The organism is Streptomyces sp. NPDC006997 (assembly GCF_040635175.1).
GTDB lineage: Bacteria > Actinomycetota > Actinomycetes > Streptomycetales > Streptomycetaceae > Streptomyces.
In genome coordinates, this window is the sequence record NZ_JBEYHH010000001.1 from 174,865 (window position 1) to 191,534 (window position 16,670).

Below are 16,670 nucleotides of genomic sequence, written 5' to 3' on the forward strand. Positions count from 1 at the left end.
GCCTCAGCGCACGCGGGCGATCAGGTACCGGAACACGTTCGGCATCCACACCGTCCCGTCGGGCCGCTGGTGCGGGTGCAGGGCCTCGGTGAGTTCCTTGTCGACCTGTTCCCGGTCGGTAGCGGTGATCGCCGCGTCGAACAGGCCGGTCGAGAGCAGCCCCCGTACCGCGCTGTCGAGGTTCGCGTAGCCGAACGGGCAGGCCACGCGTCCGGAGCCGTCCAGGGCGAGTCCGGCGCGCTGGGCGACCTCCTCCAGGTCGTCGCGGAGCGCCGGACGCCAGCTGCCAGCCGCCCGCATCGGGTCCGCGAGCTTCGCGGCCACCCGCAGCACGGAGGCGGTGGCACACCGCTCCGGGGGACCCCAGCCCGCCAGCACCACCGGGGTGCCGCGCTCCGCGAGCGGCACGGCGGCGGTGAGCAGCTCACCGAGCCCCTCCGCGTCGCCCGCGAGACAGCCGATCGGCTCGAAGGCGGTCACGAGGTTGTACGGCGTCCCGGCGGCGTCGGTGCCCTCCGGCGCGTCGGCCGGGGCGGGCGGCGGCCCGTGGACGAGCCGGACGCGCGTCCCACGCGCGCGTGCGTCCCGGGTCTCGGTGGGCGCGGAGGCCAGCCGTTCCCGGGCGAGGTCGAGCCGTTCGGGGGAGGAGGGTTCGACGCCGGTGACGGCGGCGCCCCGGGAGGCCGCCATCAGCAGGGCGAGTCCGCTGCCGCAGCCGAGCCCCAGCAACCGGGTGCCCGGGTCCACTTCGAGTCGCTCGTAGACGGCCTCGTAGAGCGGGACGAGCATCCGCTCCTGGATTTCCGACCAGTCACGCGCGCGTGCACGCAGGTCCACGTGGGACGCCGGTCCCGCGTGCTGCAGGTGCCGCCGCACGAGCGTAGGTGTCATCGATAGCGCCCCAATCCGCCCTGTGTTGCCGTGGTGCCCGTTTGCCTGGCCCCCGTGACGTGCGCTCGCAACTCCCCCGTATGCCAGGAAACTCCGGGCTCGCGGTGGCGTCCAGTGCTGGAGGGGGCTGGTTTGGGTGTTCCGGCGCTGTGTGGCGAGATTTCACATCCCGGCAACGTGGGCCCGTACCGTCGCGCCACGGCCAAGGCGCCTGTTCTCCCGCCGCGCAGGGGCGGCCTCCCGCACCGGTGCCGGGAGACGCGCCCGCGCGGGTTGCCGTGAGGGTGGCCTGTTCACGGCGCAGGGCGATGACAGCGGGTTGCGGGTGCCGCCCGCGCGGGTGGCCACCCGCGCGATCAAGGCGGACGAGGCGGTTTCGGCCAAGGTCCGCGGGACGTGCTCGCTGGGGAGGGCGAGGCCGGGAGGGCGGGGCGGGGCGTCACCGTGCGCGGTGCGGGCACCGGGGACGGGGCGGTGCCGGGGGGTGACCGCGGGCCCGGTAACGTCACGGTTGCCGCGCGCGCTGATCGGGGTAACGGGACGCGGACGAGTCCGGCCGAAACGCCCCTTGCGCCCGCGCGGGCCGCACGGTCCCCGGCGTGCGTACGTCTTTCACGCGCCGGGTCGTACGTCAGGCTCCGTACCACCTTGTGGCGAGCTGTGCGGCTTCTCCGCAGATCAGCGCACCCGCCCTCGTCGGGACGCATCAGTGCCAACTGACGGGTACGTGCAAATTATTTGGGATGCCCCGGAATAGGAACACAGCGTGCCCCCGGCTCGTTGTCATTACGTGAGCACGACACCACCTGTTCTCGCCGCAGAGCTGGCGCAGGCGTGGGCCGACATTCAGCGGTACCACCCCGAGCTGCCGGATCTTGCCGCGCCCGAGTCACTGATCGGAGAGTCGTCGTCCGCCTGCGGTCACGAACTCTCCTTCGAGCGACTGCTGCATGAGGCAGTCCATGGCATCGCCGCCGCCCGCGGAATCCGCGACACCTCCCGGGCTGGTCGGTACCACAACCGCAGATTCCTCGCGATCGCCGAGGAGCTGGGCCTCGACCACCCCGAGGAGCCGCATCCCAGCAGCGGCTTCTCGCTGGTCTCGCTCAACCCCGAGGCGAGGCGGCGCTACCGCCCGACGATCGAGCGCCTCCAGCGCGCGCTGAAGGCGCACACCGCGGCCACCTCCGCCGACACGGCCCGCAGCTTCCGCGGTCCGGCGGCCCGGCACGGCTCCTCCGGGGGCGGCGTGCGGGTCAAGGCGGTGTGCGACTGCGGCCGCAACGTGCGGGTCGTCCCGTCGGTGCTCGCCCAGGCGCCGATCGTGTGCGGGGGGTGCGGGAAGCCGTTCCGGATCCCGGAGGTCGTCGGCGCCGCGGCGGGCTGAGGACGCGGCTGCTCGTGGCAGCCGCGTCGGCTCCCTCCCCGGACGCCAGGCCGCGCACGCGGCGCCGGTTCAGGCGGCGCCACGTGCCGGTCAGGCGTGCCCGCCGGCACCCCTCGGTCGGAATCGTCCCCCTGGGTGTGGCAGAATGGGCGGCTGTACTCGACAGCCGCACAGGACCCCTCTCTCCTCCGGCTGACGCGTCCATCGGGCACTCGGGTACCGCAACCCCACGCGGCAGTTCCGCCGTGCCCACCCACGTCAAATCCAGGAGAACCCACTCCCGTGGCAGTCAAGATCAAGCTGAAGCGTCTGGGCAAGATCCGTTCGCCTCACTACCGCATCGTCGTCGCCGACTCCCGTACCCGCCGTGACGGCCGGGCCATCGAGGAGATCGGCAAGTACCACCCGACGTACAACCCGTCGGTGATGGAGGTCGACGCCGAGCGCGTGGCGTACTGGCTCTCCGTCGGCGCCCAGCCGACCGAGCCCGTGCTCGCCATCCTGAAGAAGACCGGCGACTGGCAGAAGTTCAAGGGCGAGCCCGCCCCGGCGCCCCTGCTGGTGGCCGCCGAGAAGTCGGCCCGTCCGTCGTTCGAGGCGCTCGGCGGTGACGACGAGGGCAAGGGTGAGGCCATCACCCAGAAGAAGAAGGCAGACAAGAAGGACGAGGCTGCCGCTGAGTCCGAGTCGACCGAGGGCTGATGATGCTCGAGGAGGCTCTTGAGCACCTCGTTAAGGGCATCGTCGACAACCCTGACGATGTGCAGGTCGCCTCGCGCAACCTGCGTCGCGGGCGGGTGCTGGAGGTCCGGGTCCACCCCGACGACCTCGGCAAGGTGATCGGCCGCAACGGCCGCACCGCCCGCGCCCTGCGCACCGTCGTGGGCGCCATCGGCGGCCGCGGCGTCCGTGTCGACCTCGTCGACGTGGACGACGTTCGCTGACGTCGGAACGACGTCACCACGCAGCACCGGCTCGGGCCGGGGAGGGCCACAGGGCCGTCCCCGGCCCGTAGTCGTATGACAGGAGATCTAGGACAGTGCAGCTGGTAGTCGCGCGGATCGGCCGTGCCCACGGGATCAAGGGCGAGGTCACCGTGGAGGTACGCACCGACGAACCGGAGCTGAGGCTGGCCCCCGGCGCCGTCCTCGCCACCGACCCCGCCGCGGTGGGGCCGCTGACCATCGAGACCGGCCGGGTGCACAGCGGGCGCCTGCTGCTGCGCTTCGAGGGCGTCCGGGACCGCACCGGCGCCGAGGCGCTGCGCAACACCCTCCTCATCGCCGACGTCGACCCGGACGAGACGCCCGAGGACGAGGACGAGTACTACGACCACCAGCTGATCGACCTCGACGTGGTCACCGTGGACGGCACGGAGGTCGGCCGGATCACCGAGATCTCCCACCTGCCCTCCCAGGACCTGTTCATCGTCGAGCGGCCCGACGGCAGCGAGGTGCTCATCCCGTTCGTCGAGGAGATCGTCACCGAGGTCGACCTGACGGAGCAGCGGGCCGTGATCGATCCGCCGCCGGGGCTGATCGACGACCGCGCGGAGACCGCCTCCGACCGGGACGAGGCGTGATGCGGCTCGACGTCGTCACCATCTTCCCCGAGTACCTGGAGCCGCTGAACGTCTCCCTCGTCGGCAAGGCACGCGCGCGTGGCCAGCTCCAGGTGGGCGTCCACGACCTGCGGGAGTGGACCCACGACCGCCACCACACGGTCGACGACACCCCCTACGGCGGCGGACCCGGCATGGTCATGAAGACCGAGCCCTGGGGTGAGGCCCTCGACGACGTGCTGGCCGACGGCTACGAGCGGGGCGCCCGGGAGCCCGTCCTGGTCGTCCCCACACCCAGTGGCCGCCCCTTCACCCAGGAACTCGCCGTGGAGCTGTCCGAGCGGCCCTGGCTGGTCTTCACGCCCGCCCGCTACGAGGGCATCGACCGCCGCGTCATCGACGAGTACGCCACCCGGATGCCGGTGTACGAGGTGTCCATCGGCGACTACGTCCTCGCCGGGGGCGAGGCGGCCGTCCTCGTCGTCACCGAGGCCGTGGCCCGGCTGCTGCCGGGTGTCCTCGGCAACGCCGAGTCGCACCGGGACGACTCCTTCGCGCCGGGCGCCATGGCGAACCTCCTGGAGGGCCCCGTCCACACCAAGCCGCCGCGGTGGCGGGAGCGGGGCATCCCCGAGGTGCTGCTCAGCGGCCACCACGGGAAGATCGCCCGCTGGCGGCGCGACGAGGCGCTGCGCAGGACCACCGCCCACCGGCCCGACCTCATCGAGCGGTGCGACCCCAGGGGCTTCGACAAGAAGGACCGCGAGATGCTGTCCATCCTGGGCTGGGCGCCGGACCCCGAGGGCGAGCGGTACGGCCGATTTTGGCGCAGGGTCGAGGACGTGGAAGAATAGGCCGCTGTTGTGCGCCGTCCGGCGTGCGCCCCTGCCACAGGGGGACACGACGCCCGCCCCGACGCGCACGGCCCACCTTCCAGAACGCCTAGTTTCCGTTGATGACCTGTGGCATCAGCGAGGAAAGCAGACCTCATGTCTCACCTGCTCGACACCGTCGACTCCGCGTCGCTGCGCGACGACGTCCCGGCCTTCCGCCCGGGTGACACCGTCAACGTCCACGTCCGCGTCATCGAGGGCAACCGCTCGCGTGTGCAGCAGTTCAAGGGTGTCGTGATCCGCCGCCAGGGCTCCGGTGTCCGTGAGACGTTCACGGTCCGCAAGGTCTCCTTCTCCGTCGGCGTGGAGCGCACCTTCCCGGTGCACACCCCGATCGTCGAGAAGATCGAGCTGGTCACTCGCGGTGACGTACGTCGCGCCAAGCTGTACTACCTGCGCGAGCTGCGCGGCAAGGCCGCGAAGATCAAGGAGAAGCGCGAGAACTGAGCGCGCTTCCGGTACGCACATCGGGGCCGGATAGCATCTGGCCCCGATGGACACCGAAGCACAGCCGACGGAGCGCGACCGCTCCTCCCACTCCCACGGACCCGGGCAGGACCCGGAGCCGCAGGGGCCGGAGGGGCGGTCGCGCTTCGCGTTACCGAAGCGGTTCGCCGCCTGGCTCCCCGGCGGGCGGATCACCCTGACCGCGCTGTTCTGCCTGGTCTTCCTGCTGCTCCTGCACGCGTTCGTGGCGCAGCCGTTCCAGATCCCCAGCGGATCGATGGAGAACGGATTGAGGATCGGGGACCGCGTTGTCGTAAACAAGTTGGCGTACCGTTTCGGTGCCGAGCCGCGGCGCGGTGAGGTCGTCGTGTTCGACGGCACGGGGTACTTCGGGAACGCCGACTACGTCAAACGCGTCGTGGGCGTGGGGGGCGACCACGTGGTGTGCTGCGACCGGAAGGGGAGGATCGAGGTGAACGGGCGGTCCGTCGACGAGTCGGCTTTCCTGTATCCCGGTAACGACCCGTCCGCGGTCCGCTTCGACGTCGTCGTGCCCGACGGCACGCTGTTCGTCCTGGGCGACCACCGTGCCGCCTCCAGCGACTCCCGCGACCACCTCGGCTCGCCCGGCGGTGGCATGGTCCCGGTGGAGCGGGTGATCGGCCGGGCCGAGTGGATCGTGTGGCCGGTGGACCACCTCACCCGTCTGGAGCGTCCCGGCGCCTACGCGCGCGTGCCCGCGGCGGACGGCGCCCATGGGTAGCCGTGGCAAGCCGCGCGGGACCGGCAGCGGCGCCGACAACCCGCTGCCCACCGGCACCCGGCGGGCGGCGGCGCCGTCCAGTGGCCGTAGCCGCGCGGAGCGGCGCAAGCTCCAGCGCAAGGTCAAGCGGCGCAGGCGCCGGTCGGCCATCAAGGAGATCCCGCTCCTCGTCGGTGTCGCCGTCCTGATAGCGCTCGTACTGAAGACGTTCCTCGTGCAGGCGTTCGTGATCCCGTCCGGCTCGATGGAGCAGACCATCCAGATCGGCGACCGGGTCCTGGTCGACAAGCTCACGCCCTGGTTCGGTTCGGAGCCGGAGCGCGGGGACGTCGTCGTGTTCAAGGACCCGGGCGGCTGGCTGAGGGACGAGCAGCCCACCCAGAAGAAGGACGCCCCCGTCGTCGTCAAGCAGATCAAGGAAGGGCTCACCTTCATCGGTCTGCTGCCGTCCGACAACGAGAAGGACCTCATCAAGCGGGTCGTCGGCGTCGGCGGTGACCACGTCAAGTGCTGTGACACGGGTGGGCGAGTCACCGTCAACGGCGTTCCCCTGAACGAGGACTATCTGTTCCCCGGCGACGAGCCCTCCCGGGAGGAGTTCGACATCACCGTCCCCGAGGGGCGGCTGTGGGTGATGGGCGACCACCGGGGCAACTCCGCGGACTCCCGTTCGCACCAGGACACCGACTACGGCGGCACCGTGTCCGTCGACGAGGTGGTGGGGCGGGCCGTCGTCATCGCCTGGCCGCTCGGCCGCTGGAGCACCCTGGAGGAACCGAACGCCTATGCGTCGGTGTCCGACGCGGCGCCCGGCTCGACCGCGGCTCCCGGACCGTCGCATAGGGTTGCCTCCGGCCCGGGAACGACCCCGGGCGGAACGACGCAACTCCCGAGCCCTGCGGAACTCCCGCTCGTTATGGGAGTGGTGGGCCTGCGCCGGGTATGGGGTGGCAGGCGGCGGCAGACAGTAAGGAGTTGGCGTGGGGGATGTGGCGGTTGGCGCACGGTCCGGGCACGACGGCGAGGAGCACCGCGGACATCCCGTGGCGGCGGCCCAGGCCGCGGACGGCGCTGGAACTCCCGGGAGTGACACCCGGGCGACCGAGGACGGCAAGGTGACGGACGAACAGGGCCAGGCCCCGCAGCAGAGCGGCGACCAGGCCGGGGCACAGGACGGGGATCAGGAACCGGAGCGGGAGCCGGAGGGCTCGGCGGCCGGGCAGCAGGCGCAGCGCAAGCAGCGGTCCTTCTGGAAGGAACTGCCCATCCTGATCGGTATCGCGCTGGTGCTGGCGCTGCTGATCAAGACGTTCCTGGTGCAGGCGTTCTCCATCCCCTCCGACTCGATGCAGAACACCCTCCAGGAGGGTGACCGTGTCCTCGTCGACAAGCTCACCCCCTGGTTCGGCTCGGAGCCGGAGCGCGGTGAGGTCATCGTCTTCCACGACCCGGCGGACTGGCTGGCGGGTGAGCCCACGCTCGACCCGAACGCCCTCCAGACGTTCCTCAGCTGGATCGGCCTGATGCCGTCCGCGGAGGAGAAGGACCTGATCAAGCGGGTCATCGGGGTCGGCGGTGACACCGTCGAGTGCAAGGGCACCGGCCCGCTGAAGGTCAACGGCAAGGCGCTGAACGAGCCGTACGTGTACCCGGGCAACACCCCGTGCAGCGTCGACGACAACGGCGGCCAGTTCAAGGTGGAGATCCCCGAGGGCTTCGTCTGGGTGATGGGCGACCACCGGCAGAACTCCCGCGACTCCCGGTACAACCAGGGCGACAAGAACAAGGGCATGGTCCCGGTGGACGAGGTGGTCGGCCGCGCCGTCGTCAAGGCGTGGCCCATCAACCGCTGGGACACGCTGCCCGTCCCGGACACCTTCGACCAGCCCGGTCTGGGCGACCCGGCGCCGTCCGCCGCGGTCCTGACCAACGCGCCGAACGCCCTCGCCCTCGCGGGGGTGGTGCCGGTGGCGCTGTGGCGGCGGAAGCGGAGCCAGGTGGTCCGCACGCGCTGAGCGCGTTGTCCGGGGTCGGGCCGAGGGCTGACCGGGAACCGTACCGCCGGGTAGGGTGCGGACCCATGGGTGGCGAGAGCGCGACACGGACGGCCCCGCGCGGCGGGGGCACAGGCGACACGGGCCCGGCGGGCGGCCGGACCGGACAGGTGCTGTCCGGTCTGGCGGTGGCGCTGGGCCTCGCGCTGTTCCTCGGCGGTTTCGTCTGGGGAGCGGTGGTCTACCGGCCGTACACCGTGCCCACCACCTCCATGGCGCCGACCATCGGCGCGGGGGACCGGGTGCTGGCGCAGCGGGTCGACGGCAGCGAGGTGCGCCGTGGGGACGTCGTCGTCTTCAAGGACGCCAACTGGGCCGACGCGCCCGTGCTGAAGCGGGTCGTCGCGGTCGGCGGTGACACGGTCGCCTGCTGCACGGAGGGCAGGCTGACGGTCAACGGCAAGCAGATCGACGAGCCCTACCTGCCCGCGGGGCAGGCCGCCGAGAGCGGGAACTTCCCCGAGGTCACGGTGCCGAAGGGGCGGCTGTTCCTGCTCGGCGACGAGCGGCACGGCTCGCTGGACTCCACCGCCCACCTCGCCGACGCCGCCCAGGGCACCGTGGCGCGCTCGACGGTGACCGGGAAGGTCGACGCCGTGGTCTGGCCCATGGACGGGATGCTGGCGCGCGCCACCGGCTTCGAGACGCTGGGCGCGGTCTCCGGCCCCGGCCCGCTGCGGACGATCGGCGCGCTGGTCGTCGGCGGTGCGGTGCTGGTGCTGGGCGGCGCCGCCTACGGGCCGGTGGCCAGGCGGCTGGGCGCGCGCAGGCGGACGCGGACGGGGTCCGCCGGTGTCGGCTGAGGTCACGGCGGGGGCGGAGGGGCTCGACGGACGGCCGCTGCGCAGGGTCGCCCGGGTGGTGCTGCTCGACCCCGACGACCGCGTCCTGCTGCTGCACGGACACGAGCCGGACGATCCGGCCGACGACTGGTGGTTCACCCCGGGTGGCGGTCTGGAGGGCGACGAGACCCGTGAGGAGGCGGCGCTGCGGGAACTCGCCGAGGAGACCGGGATCACCGAGGTCGAGCTGGGGCCGGTGCTGTGGCGGCGGACGTGTTCGTTCCCGTTCGCCGGGCGCCGCTGGGACCAGGACGAGTGGTACTACCTGGCCCGCACCACCCAGACGGCGACCGAAGCGGTGGCCCTGACCGAGCTGGAGCGGCGCAGCGTCGCGGGAGCGCGGTGGTGGACCTGTGAGGAACTGGCCCGGACGCATGAGACGGTGTACCCGACCAGACTCGCCCAGCTGCTGCGCAGACTGCTCGACGAAGGTCCCCCCGCCGGTCCGGAGGTCCTTGACACGGAAATCGTCTAGGGGCGCACGGGACTGGCGCACAATGGTGGGATCGCACGGCTGAAGGGGAACATGCCATGAGCGCCGAGGACCTCGAAAAGTACGAGACCGAGATGGAGCTGAAGCTCTACCGGGAGTACCGCGATGTCGTCGGTCTGTTCAAATACGTGATCGAGACCGAGCGGCGCTTCTATCTCACCAACGACTACGAGATGCAGGTGCACTCGGTTCAGGGCGAGGTGTTCTTCGAGGTCTCGATGGCGGACGCGTGGGTGTGGGACATGTACCGGCCGGCGCGGTTCGTGAAGCAGGTGCGCGTGCTGACGTTCAAGGACGTGAACATCGAGGAGCTGAACAAGAGCGACCTGGAGTTGCCGGGCGGGTGAAGGTCGGACGGGGCTCACCCGAGTGGGTGACGGGTTTGTCCACATCTCCGTGGCCGTCCACCAAGATCCACTAGCTTGCTGAGCCGCGGTCATCGTGGGTGCCGGAGGTGGTGCCCACATGAACACGCATCTGGCACGCAGCGCACTCGGCAGGTACGGCGAGACGCTGGCCGCACGGCGGCTGGCGCAGGCCGGGATGACGGTCCTGGAGCGCAACTGGCGCTGTGGCCGGTCCGGTGAGATCGACATCGTGGCACGCGACGGGGACGTGCTGGTCGTCTGCGAGGTGAAGACCCGCAGGGGCGGCCGGTTCGAGCACCCGATGGCCGCGGTGACCCCCGGGAAGGCGGAGCGGCTGCGGGATCTCGCCCAACGCTGGATCCAGAGCCACGGCGGAGCGCCACCCGGTGGCGTCCGCATCGACCTGGTCGGAGTGGTGCTGCCGCCGCGCGGCGCCCCCGTCGTCGAGCACGCGCGGGCGGTGGCGTGATGGCCTTCGCGCGTACGTGCTCCGTGGCCCTCGTCGGCGTCGAGGGCGTGGTCGTCGAGGTGCAGGCCGACCTGGAACCGGGGGTCGCGGCGTTCACCCTGGTCGGGCTGCCCGACAAGAGCCTCATCGAGAGCCGGGACCGGGTGCGGGCGGCGGTGGTGAACTCCGGCGCCGAGTGGCCGCAGAAGAAACTCACCGTGGGGCTGAGCCCGGCGTCGGTGCCCAAGGCGGGCAGCGGGTTCGACCTGGCTGTGGCCTGCGCGGTGCTCGGCGCCGGGGAGCGTATCGACCCGCGGGTGCTCGCCGACATCGTGATGATCGGGGAGCTGGGCCTCGACGGCCGGGTGCGGCCGGTGCGGGGCATCCTGCCCGCGGTGCTCGCCGCTGCGGACGCGGGGTACGAGCAGGTGGTGGTGCCGGAGTGCGCCGCGGCCGAGGCCGCCCTGGTGCCCGGGGTGTCCGTGCTCGGGGTGCGCAGCCTGCGGCAGCTGATCGCCGTGCTGGCGGACGAGCCCGTGCCCGACGAGGAACCCGACGACCCCGGTCGGCCCGACCCGCTGCTCGCCGCGCTGCGGGTGCCGGGCACCGGCGCCGCCACCGGGATGCACAGCGGCGGGGCAGCCCGGCACGACCAGGGGCACGACCTCGCCGACGTCGTCGGGCAGCGGTCGGCGCGCACCGCCGTGGAGGTCGCGGCGGCCGGAGGGCACCACCTCTTCCTGGAAGGGCCGCCGGGCGCGGGCAAGACGATGCTCGCGGAGCGGCTGCCCGGCCTGCTGCCCCCGCTCACCCGGCAGGAGTCCCTGGAGGTCACCGCCGTGCACTCGGTCGCGGGACTGCTGCCGGCCGGCGAACCCCTTATCGACACCGCCCCCTACTGCGCCCCGCACCACTCGGCCACCATGCAGGCCCTCGTCGGCGGCGGCCCCGGCAGCGCCCGGCCGGGCGCGGTGTCCCTGTCCCACCGGGGGGTGTTGTTCCTGGACGAGACCCCCGAGTTCAGCAGCCACGCCCTGGACGCGCTGCGGCAGCCGCTGGAGGCGGGCCACGTGGTGATCGCGCGCAGCGCCGGGGTGGTGCGGTTCCCGGCGACGTTCCTGATGGTGCTCGCGGCGAACCCCTGCCCCTGCGGCCGGTTCTCCCGGACGGACGACTTCTGCGAGTGCCCGCCCGCCGCCATCCGCCGCTACCAGGCCAGGCTCTCCGGCCCCTTGTTGGACCGGGTCGACCTGCGGGTGGAGGTCGACCGCGTCACCCGCGCGGAGTTCGATGCCGGGGCGCGGGGCGAGTCCACGGCGACGGTCGCCGACCGGGTGCGCGGGGCACGGGATCGGGCGGCGGCGCGTCTCGCGGGGACTCCGTGGCGGACCAACAGCGAAGTGCCCGGCCGTGAGCTGCGCAGCCGCTGGCGTGCCGTGAGCGGGGCGATGGACGAGGCCGAGCGCAGTCTGGAGCGGGGCGCGCTGACCGCCCGTGGGGTGGACCGGGTGCTGCGCGTCGCCTGGACCGTCGCCGACCTCATGGGCCACGACCAGCCCGACGCCACGGACGTCGCCCTCGCCCTGCAACTGCGGACGGGTGTGCCGCGCGGGGTGCCGATGGCCATCGGGGCGCTGACATGAGCGGGCACGGCGACGGTGAGCTGCTCGACCGGGTGCTGCTGACCCGGGTGCTGGAGCCCGGGGACGAGGTCGGCGGGCGGTGGGTGCGGGAGTACGGGGCCGGGGAGGTGGTGCGGCGGTTGCTCGGCGCGGACGGCGCGGCCCTGCCGGGGGTGAGCCCCAAGCGGTGGGGCGGGCTGCGGGCGCGGGCCCGGCGGGCCGAGCCGGAGCGGGACCTCGCGGTCGCGGCGGCGGCCGGGGTGCGGTTCGTGCGGCCCGGACAGGTGGAGTGGCCCGGCCAGCTCGACGACCTCGGGGACGGGCGGCCGATCGGGCTCTGGGTGCGGGGGCGGCCCGCTCTGCGCACCTGGGCGCTCAGATCGGTCGCGGTCGTGGGCGCGCGGGCCTGCACCGAGTACGGCGCCCATATGGCGGTCACGCTCGCCGCCGGGCTCGCCGAACGCGGCTGGGTCGTGGTCTCCGGCGGCGCCTACGGCGTCGACGGTGCCGCGCACCGGGGGGCGCTGGGCGCGGGCGGGGCCACGGTCGCCGTCCTCGCCTGCGGTCTGGACCGGCCCTACCCGCGCGGGCACGTCCAGTTGATCGAGCGGATCGGGGAGCAGGGGCTGCTGGTCGGGGAGCTGCCGCCGGGGGACCATCCGACGCCGAGCCGGTTCGTGCTGCGCAACCGGGTGATCGCCGCGCTGACCCGGGGCACCGTGGTCGTCGAGGCCGCCTACCGCAGCGGCTCCCTGGCCACGGCGCGGGCCGCCCAGCGTCTCGGCCGCCACACCATGGGCGTACCGGGGCCGGCGACCAGTGGACTGTCAGGAGGGGTGCACGAACTGCTGCGCCAGGACGCCGTGCTGGTCACGGACGCGGCTGACGTGGTGGAACTGGTCGGGGACATGGGCGAGCTGGCCCCCGACCGGCGCGGGCCCGTACTGCCGCGTGACCTGCTGGAACCGGGCGCCCGGCGGGTCCTCGCCGCGCTGCCGGGGCGCGGTGCCGCGGGGGTGCCGGACATCGCCTGCGGGGCGCAGACCAGCCAGGACGACACGATCGCCAGGCTGTACGAACTGCGGGCACTCGGATACGTCGAACGACATGGCGATGACTGGAAGTTGACACGCCAGGCGATGATCTCCGCGCGGGAGGGAAGGGGGGCGTGCTGACCGACTGTGTTCGGCCGTCCGAGGGAACGCCGAAACCCTTGGGAAATCTGGCAGTTGGTGGCGGCCCGTGATCACACAGAGCGACGGGCGGAACTCGGTGGGGCGGTTAGAGGAACGTATCTGCGTACCGGGTCAGCCACGTTCTTCGCACACTGCGACACCGCAGTCACGCTACGCTCACGTGATCTGGACGCAGACCGGCAACTTCGGCATCACCCCGACAGCTCACCCAGGAACCATCCTTCACGGCAGAACGGCACAAGGCGACGAATGCCCCAGCACACCTCCGGGTCCGACCGGGCGGCGCTCCCCCCAGCCGCCCGCGACGGTGGCAGCGTACGGCCGCAGGCTCCTTCGACGCTCGACGAGCTGTGGCGGTCATACAAGGCGACAGGAGACGACCGGCTGCGCGAGCAGTTGATCCTGCACTACTCGCCGCTGGTGAAGTACGTGGCGGGACGGGTGAGCGTGGGGCTGCCGCCCAATGTGGAACAGGCCGACTTCGTCTCCTCGGGCGTCTTCGGGCTGATCGACGCGATCGAGAAGTTCGACGTCGAGCGGGAGATCAAGTTCGAGACGTACGCGATCACCCGGATCCGGGGCGCGATGATCGACGAGCTGCGGGCGCTGGACTGGATCCCCCGGTCGGTGCGGCAGAAGGCGCGCAACGTGGAGCGGGCGTACGCCACCCTGGAGGCCCGGCTGCGGCGGACCCCGTCGGAGGGTGAGGTGGCCACCGAGCTGGGGATCGCGGTGGACGAACTGCACGCGGTCTTCAGCCAGTTGTCGCTGGCCAACGTGGTGGCCCTGGAGGAGCTGCTGCACGTCGGCGGGGAGGGCGGGGACCGGCTGAGCCTGATGGACACCCTGGAGGACACCACCGCGGACAACCCGGTGGAGGTGGCCGAGGACCGGGAGCTGCGGAGGTTCCTCGCGCGGGCGATCAACACGTTGCCCGAGCGGGAGAAGACGGTGGTGACGCTCTACTACTACGAGGGCCTCACCCTCGCGGAGATCGGCAACGTGCTCGGGGTGACCGAGAGCCGGGTGAGCCAGATCCACACCAAGTCGGTGCTCCAGCTACGGGCGAAGCTGGCGGGTTTCGGGCGGTGAGGGCCGGGGCCGGAGGTCACCCGACTCCAGGGCCACAGGTCACGGAGACGAGGGCCTGAGGTCACTGGTGCAGGGGGAGTCACTCCCGTCGGGGGTGAAGCGTCCGTAGAGTGGTTGACGTGCCAAGGATTCGAGCGGCCTCCGTGGCCGAGCACCGGTCGATGCAGCGAGCCGCCCTGCTGGACGCGGCCCGCTCCCTGTTGTCCGAGGGTGGGACGGAGGCACTGACCTTCCCGGCCCTCGCCGAGCGGACCGGGCTAGCCCGGTCGTCCGTCTACGAGTACTTCCGGTCGCGCGCCGCGGTCGTGGAGGAACTGTGCGAGGTCGACTTCCCCGTGTGGGCGGCGGAGGTCGAGGCGGCGATGGCGCGCGCCGCGACGCCTGAGGGCAAGGTCGAGGCGTATGTGCGGCAGCAGCTGGCGCTGGTGGGTGACCGGCGGCACCGGGCCGTCGTCGCGATCTCGGCGAGTGAGCTGGACGCCGGGGCCCGGGAGAAGATCCGGGCCGCGCACGGGTCGCTGGTGGCGATGATCGTCCAGGCGCTGCGGGAGATGGGGCACGGGGAGCCGCGGCTGGCCGCGATGCTGCTCCAGGGGGTGGTCGACGCGGCCGTGCGGCGGATCGAGCTGGGTGCGGCGGAGGTGCCGTCGGCGATCACCGAGGCGGCTGTGGGGATGGCGTTGCGGGGGGTTGGTGGCGGGGGGCGGTGACCTCCGTCGCCGGTGCCGCTGCGGTGTCGGTGTTGTCGGCCCGGGGTGGGTCGCGCGCCCGGCGCTCCGGGATGCCGCTGCGCCCACCCGTGCCGCCCCGGCGCACGACCGCCCGCAGCTAGGGAGAGCCTGGTACCGGCAAGAGCCTTGAGGTGCCCCGGCGGAGCAGGTGCGGGGGGAGCAGGCTCAGTGGGTTCAGGTACTCGTTGCCTCTGCGCAGGCCCCAGTGGAGGCATGAGGTGGGGCAGTGGGAGCCCTTGGGGGAGAGGGTGCCCAGGGGTTGGCCCGGGGTGACCTCGTCGCCCTTGCGGACTGTCGGGGCCACCGGCTCGTACGTCGTGCGGAGGGGTGGGTGCCCGGTGTCGTGGAGTTCCACGCTGATCACGCCCCGGCCCGCCACCCGGCCCGCGTAGCGGACGCGGCCCGGTGCCACCGCGCGGACCGGGGTGCCCGGCGTGGCGCGGAGGTCGACGCCTCGGTGGCCCCGGGCGTACGGGGTCGGGGGCGGGTCCCAGCCGCGCAGGACCGGTGGGCGGGGGGCCAGGGGCCAGGTCGTGGCGACCGGTGGGGGCGTGAACAGGGCCGGGAGCAGCGGTAGGAGCAGGGGCAACAGCAGGTGTGCGGCCAGTCGTGGGTGCATGGCCGTAGCGTCCCGCGGTGGTGCTGGTCGCGGTGTGGGCCTGTGGAGTACCGCCCGGTTGTGGACAGCGACGTCACCCGGTGCTCCGCCGGTCCCGTACACTTCTGGTGGCGACCCGGGCCACCGGGTCGACTTCGCACGCCCCGACAACGAGTGGCCGACAGTGATCGGTTTCTCCGCGTCAGCGCCCCTCGGTCCCTTGTGGCACGGCGCACGCGGGCGTCAGGCGTGGGCGCCGACCGGTGCCCGCGGCACAACCGAGAAACACGAGGAGAACGGCCATGGCCGTCGTCACGATGCGGGAGCTGCTGGAGAGCGGCGTCCACTTCGGTCACCAGACCCGTCGCTGGAACCCGAAGATGAAGCGCTTCATCTTCACCGAGCGCAACGGCATCTACATCATCGACCTGCTCCAGTCGCTGTCGTACATCGACCGCGCCTACGAGTTCGTCAAGGAGACCGTCGCCCACGGCGGCACGGTCATGTTCGTCGGTACGAAGAAGCAGGCGCAGGAAGCCATCGCGGAGCAGGCCACCCGCGTCGGTATGCCCTACGTCAACCAGCGCTGGCTGGGCGGAATGCTCACCAACTTCTCCACCGTCTACAAGCGTCTCCAGCGCCTGAAGGAGCTTGAGCAGATCGACTTCGAGGACGTCGCGGCGTCCGGTCTGACCAAGAAGGAGCTTCTCGTGCTCTCGCGCGAGAAGGCCAAGCTGGAGAAGACCCTCGGCGGTATCCGCGAGATGCAGAAGGTGCCCAGCGCCGTCTGGATCGTGGACACCAAGAAGGAGCACATCGCCGTCGGTGAGGCCCGGAAGCTGAACATCCCGGTCGTCGCGATCCTCGACACCAACTGCGACCCCGACGAGGTCGACTACAAGATCCCGGGCAACGACGACGCGATCCGCTCCGTCACCCTGCTCACCCGCGTGATCGCCGACGCCGTCGCCGAGGGCCTCATCGCCCGCTCCGGTGGCGCCGGTGAGGGCAAGGGCGAGAAGGCCGCGGGCGAGCCGCTGGCCGAGTGGGAGCGCGACCTGCTCAAGGGCGAGAAGAAGGCCGACTCCGAGGAGACGGCCCCCGCCGCCGAGGCCGCCCCCGCCGCCGAGGCCGCTCCGGAGGCCGAGAAGCCCGCCGAGGCTCCCGCCGCCGAAGAGGCCCCCGCTGCCGAGGCCCCCGCTGCCGAGGCCCCGGCCGCCGAGGGCGAGCAGGCCTGACCGTCGGCGTCAGCCGTTGACGGCGGGAGCGAGGTGAACCCCGCTC

The 16,670-nt window shown here is 72.3% G+C and carries 20 protein-coding genes; 18 read left to right on the forward strand and 2 right to left on the reverse strand.

The genetic code is table 11. From position 1 onward, the window contains the following. Positions 1-3: 3 nt before the first annotated feature. Complete coding sequence (locus ABZ659_RS00755; RefSeq protein WP_360211998.1) at positions 4-891, reverse strand: SAM-dependent methyltransferase; 888 nt, start codon at positions 889-891, stop codon at positions 4-6. 790 nt (positions 892-1,681) lie between these two features. Between ABZ659_RS00755 and ABZ659_RS00760 the strand changes: the two genes are divergently transcribed. From ABZ659_RS00760 to ABZ659_RS00840, 17 genes are all read left to right on the forward strand, one after another. Next, on the forward strand, positions 1,682-2,278 hold the full coding sequence (locus ABZ659_RS00760; protein ID WP_360212000.1) for a hypothetical protein: 597 nt from the start codon (positions 1,682-1,684) through the stop codon (positions 2,276-2,278). Positions 2,279-2,560: 282 nt separating this feature from the next. Next, the gene (rpsP, locus tag ABZ659_RS00765) at positions 2,561-2,980 is read left to right on the forward strand and encodes a 30S ribosomal protein S16 (RefSeq protein WP_360212002.1); all 420 of its coding nucleotides are present in this window, start codon (positions 2,561-2,563) and stop codon (positions 2,978-2,980) included. A 2-nt stretch (positions 2,981-2,982) separates the two neighbouring features. Continuing rightward, positions 2,983-3,222, forward strand: coding sequence for an RNA-binding protein (locus ABZ659_RS00770; protein ID WP_030612780.1), 240 nt, complete (start codon positions 2,983-2,985; stop codon positions 3,220-3,222). 95 nt (positions 3,223-3,317) lie between these two features. Beyond that, positions 3,318-3,860, forward strand: coding sequence for a ribosome maturation factor RimM (rimM, locus tag ABZ659_RS00775; protein ID WP_360212004.1), 543 nt, complete (start codon positions 3,318-3,320; stop codon positions 3,858-3,860). Next, a complete protein-coding gene (trmD, locus tag ABZ659_RS00780; RefSeq protein WP_360212006.1) occupies positions 3,860-4,693 on the forward strand; it encodes a tRNA (guanosine(37)-N1)-methyltransferase TrmD in 834 nt (277 codons plus the stop codon). The genes rimM and trmD overlap by 1 nt, the downstream gene beginning before the upstream one ends. A 135-nt stretch (positions 4,694-4,828) precedes the next feature. Next, positions 4,829-5,179 (forward strand): 50S ribosomal protein L19, encoded by a 351-nt coding sequence (gene rplS, locus ABZ659_RS00785; protein WP_360212008.1) that lies wholly within the window; start codon positions 4,829-4,831, stop codon positions 5,177-5,179. A 46-nt stretch (positions 5,180-5,225) separates the two neighbouring features. Then, a complete protein-coding gene (lepB, locus tag ABZ659_RS00790) occupies positions 5,226-5,942 on the forward strand; it encodes a signal peptidase I (protein ID WP_360212010.1) in 717 nt (238 codons plus the stop codon). Further along, complete coding sequence (lepB, locus tag ABZ659_RS00795; protein ID WP_360212012.1) at positions 5,935-7,032, forward strand: signal peptidase I; 1,098 nt, start codon at positions 5,935-5,937, stop codon at positions 7,030-7,032. Before lepB (ABZ659_RS00790) ends, lepB (ABZ659_RS00795) begins: the two co-directional genes overlap by 8 nt. Further along, positions 6,923-7,957: a signal peptidase I gene (gene lepB, locus ABZ659_RS00800; protein WP_360212014.1), complete on the forward strand. Its 1,035-nt coding sequence runs from the start codon at positions 6,923-6,925 to the stop codon at positions 7,955-7,957. The genes lepB (ABZ659_RS00795) and lepB (ABZ659_RS00800) overlap by 110 nt, the downstream gene beginning before the upstream one ends. 65 nt (positions 7,958-8,022) lie before the next feature. After that, positions 8,023-8,799 (forward strand): signal peptidase I, encoded by a 777-nt coding sequence (lepB, locus tag ABZ659_RS00805; RefSeq protein WP_360212016.1) that lies wholly within the window; start codon positions 8,023-8,025, stop codon positions 8,797-8,799. Next, complete coding sequence (locus tag ABZ659_RS00810; RefSeq protein ID WP_360212018.1) at positions 8,789-9,313, forward strand: NUDIX hydrolase; 525 nt, start codon at positions 8,789-8,791, stop codon at positions 9,311-9,313. The genes lepB (ABZ659_RS00805) and ABZ659_RS00810 overlap by 11 nt, the downstream gene beginning before the upstream one ends. 56 nt (positions 9,314-9,369) lie before the next feature. Further along, on the forward strand, positions 9,370-9,678 hold the full coding sequence (locus ABZ659_RS00815) for a DUF2469 domain-containing protein (protein WP_003965949.1): 309 nt from the start codon (positions 9,370-9,372) through the stop codon (positions 9,676-9,678). A 118-nt stretch (positions 9,679-9,796) separates the two neighbouring features. Then, positions 9,797-10,168 carry a YraN family protein gene (locus ABZ659_RS00820; RefSeq protein ID WP_360212020.1) on the forward strand — a complete coding sequence of 124 codons (372 nt, stop codon included), beginning with the start codon at positions 9,797-9,799 and terminating at the stop codon, positions 10,166-10,168. Next, entirely contained in the window at positions 10,168-11,790 is a 1,623-nt protein-coding gene (locus ABZ659_RS00825) for a YifB family Mg chelatase-like AAA ATPase (RefSeq protein ID WP_360212022.1), read from the forward strand. The genes ABZ659_RS00820 and ABZ659_RS00825 overlap by 1 nt, the downstream gene beginning before the upstream one ends. Further along, the gene (gene dprA / locus ABZ659_RS00830) at positions 11,787-12,944 is read left to right on the forward strand and encodes a DNA-processing protein DprA (protein ID WP_360212024.1); all 1,158 of its coding nucleotides are present in this window, start codon (positions 11,787-11,789) and stop codon (positions 12,942-12,944) included. Before ABZ659_RS00825 ends, dprA begins: the two co-directional genes overlap by 4 nt. A 270-nt stretch (positions 12,945-13,214) precedes the next feature. Beyond that, positions 13,215-14,057: an RNA polymerase sigma factor WhiG gene (whiG, locus tag ABZ659_RS00835; protein WP_360212026.1), complete on the forward strand. Its 843-nt coding sequence runs from the start codon at positions 13,215-13,217 to the stop codon at positions 14,055-14,057. A 143-nt stretch (positions 14,058-14,200) separates the two neighbouring features. Further along, positions 14,201-14,767 carry a helix-turn-helix domain-containing protein gene (locus tag ABZ659_RS00840; protein ID WP_360212285.1) on the forward strand — a complete coding sequence of 189 codons (567 nt, stop codon included), beginning with the start codon at positions 14,201-14,203 and terminating at the stop codon, positions 14,765-14,767. Positions 14,768-14,885: 118 nt separating this feature from the next. Here ABZ659_RS00840 and ABZ659_RS00845 read toward each other — a convergent pair whose 3' ends face one another. Continuing rightward, entirely contained in the window at positions 14,886-15,407 is a 522-nt protein-coding gene (locus ABZ659_RS00845) for a M23 family metallopeptidase (RefSeq protein WP_360212028.1), read from the reverse strand. Between the two features lie 281 nt (positions 15,408-15,688). On the opposite strand from ABZ659_RS00845, the gene rpsB reads away from it, so the two are divergent. Next, positions 15,689-16,624: a 30S ribosomal protein S2 gene (gene rpsB / locus ABZ659_RS00850; RefSeq protein WP_360212030.1), complete on the forward strand. Its 936-nt coding sequence runs from the start codon at positions 15,689-15,691 to the stop codon at positions 16,622-16,624. Positions 16,625-16,670: the final 46 nt, after the last annotated feature.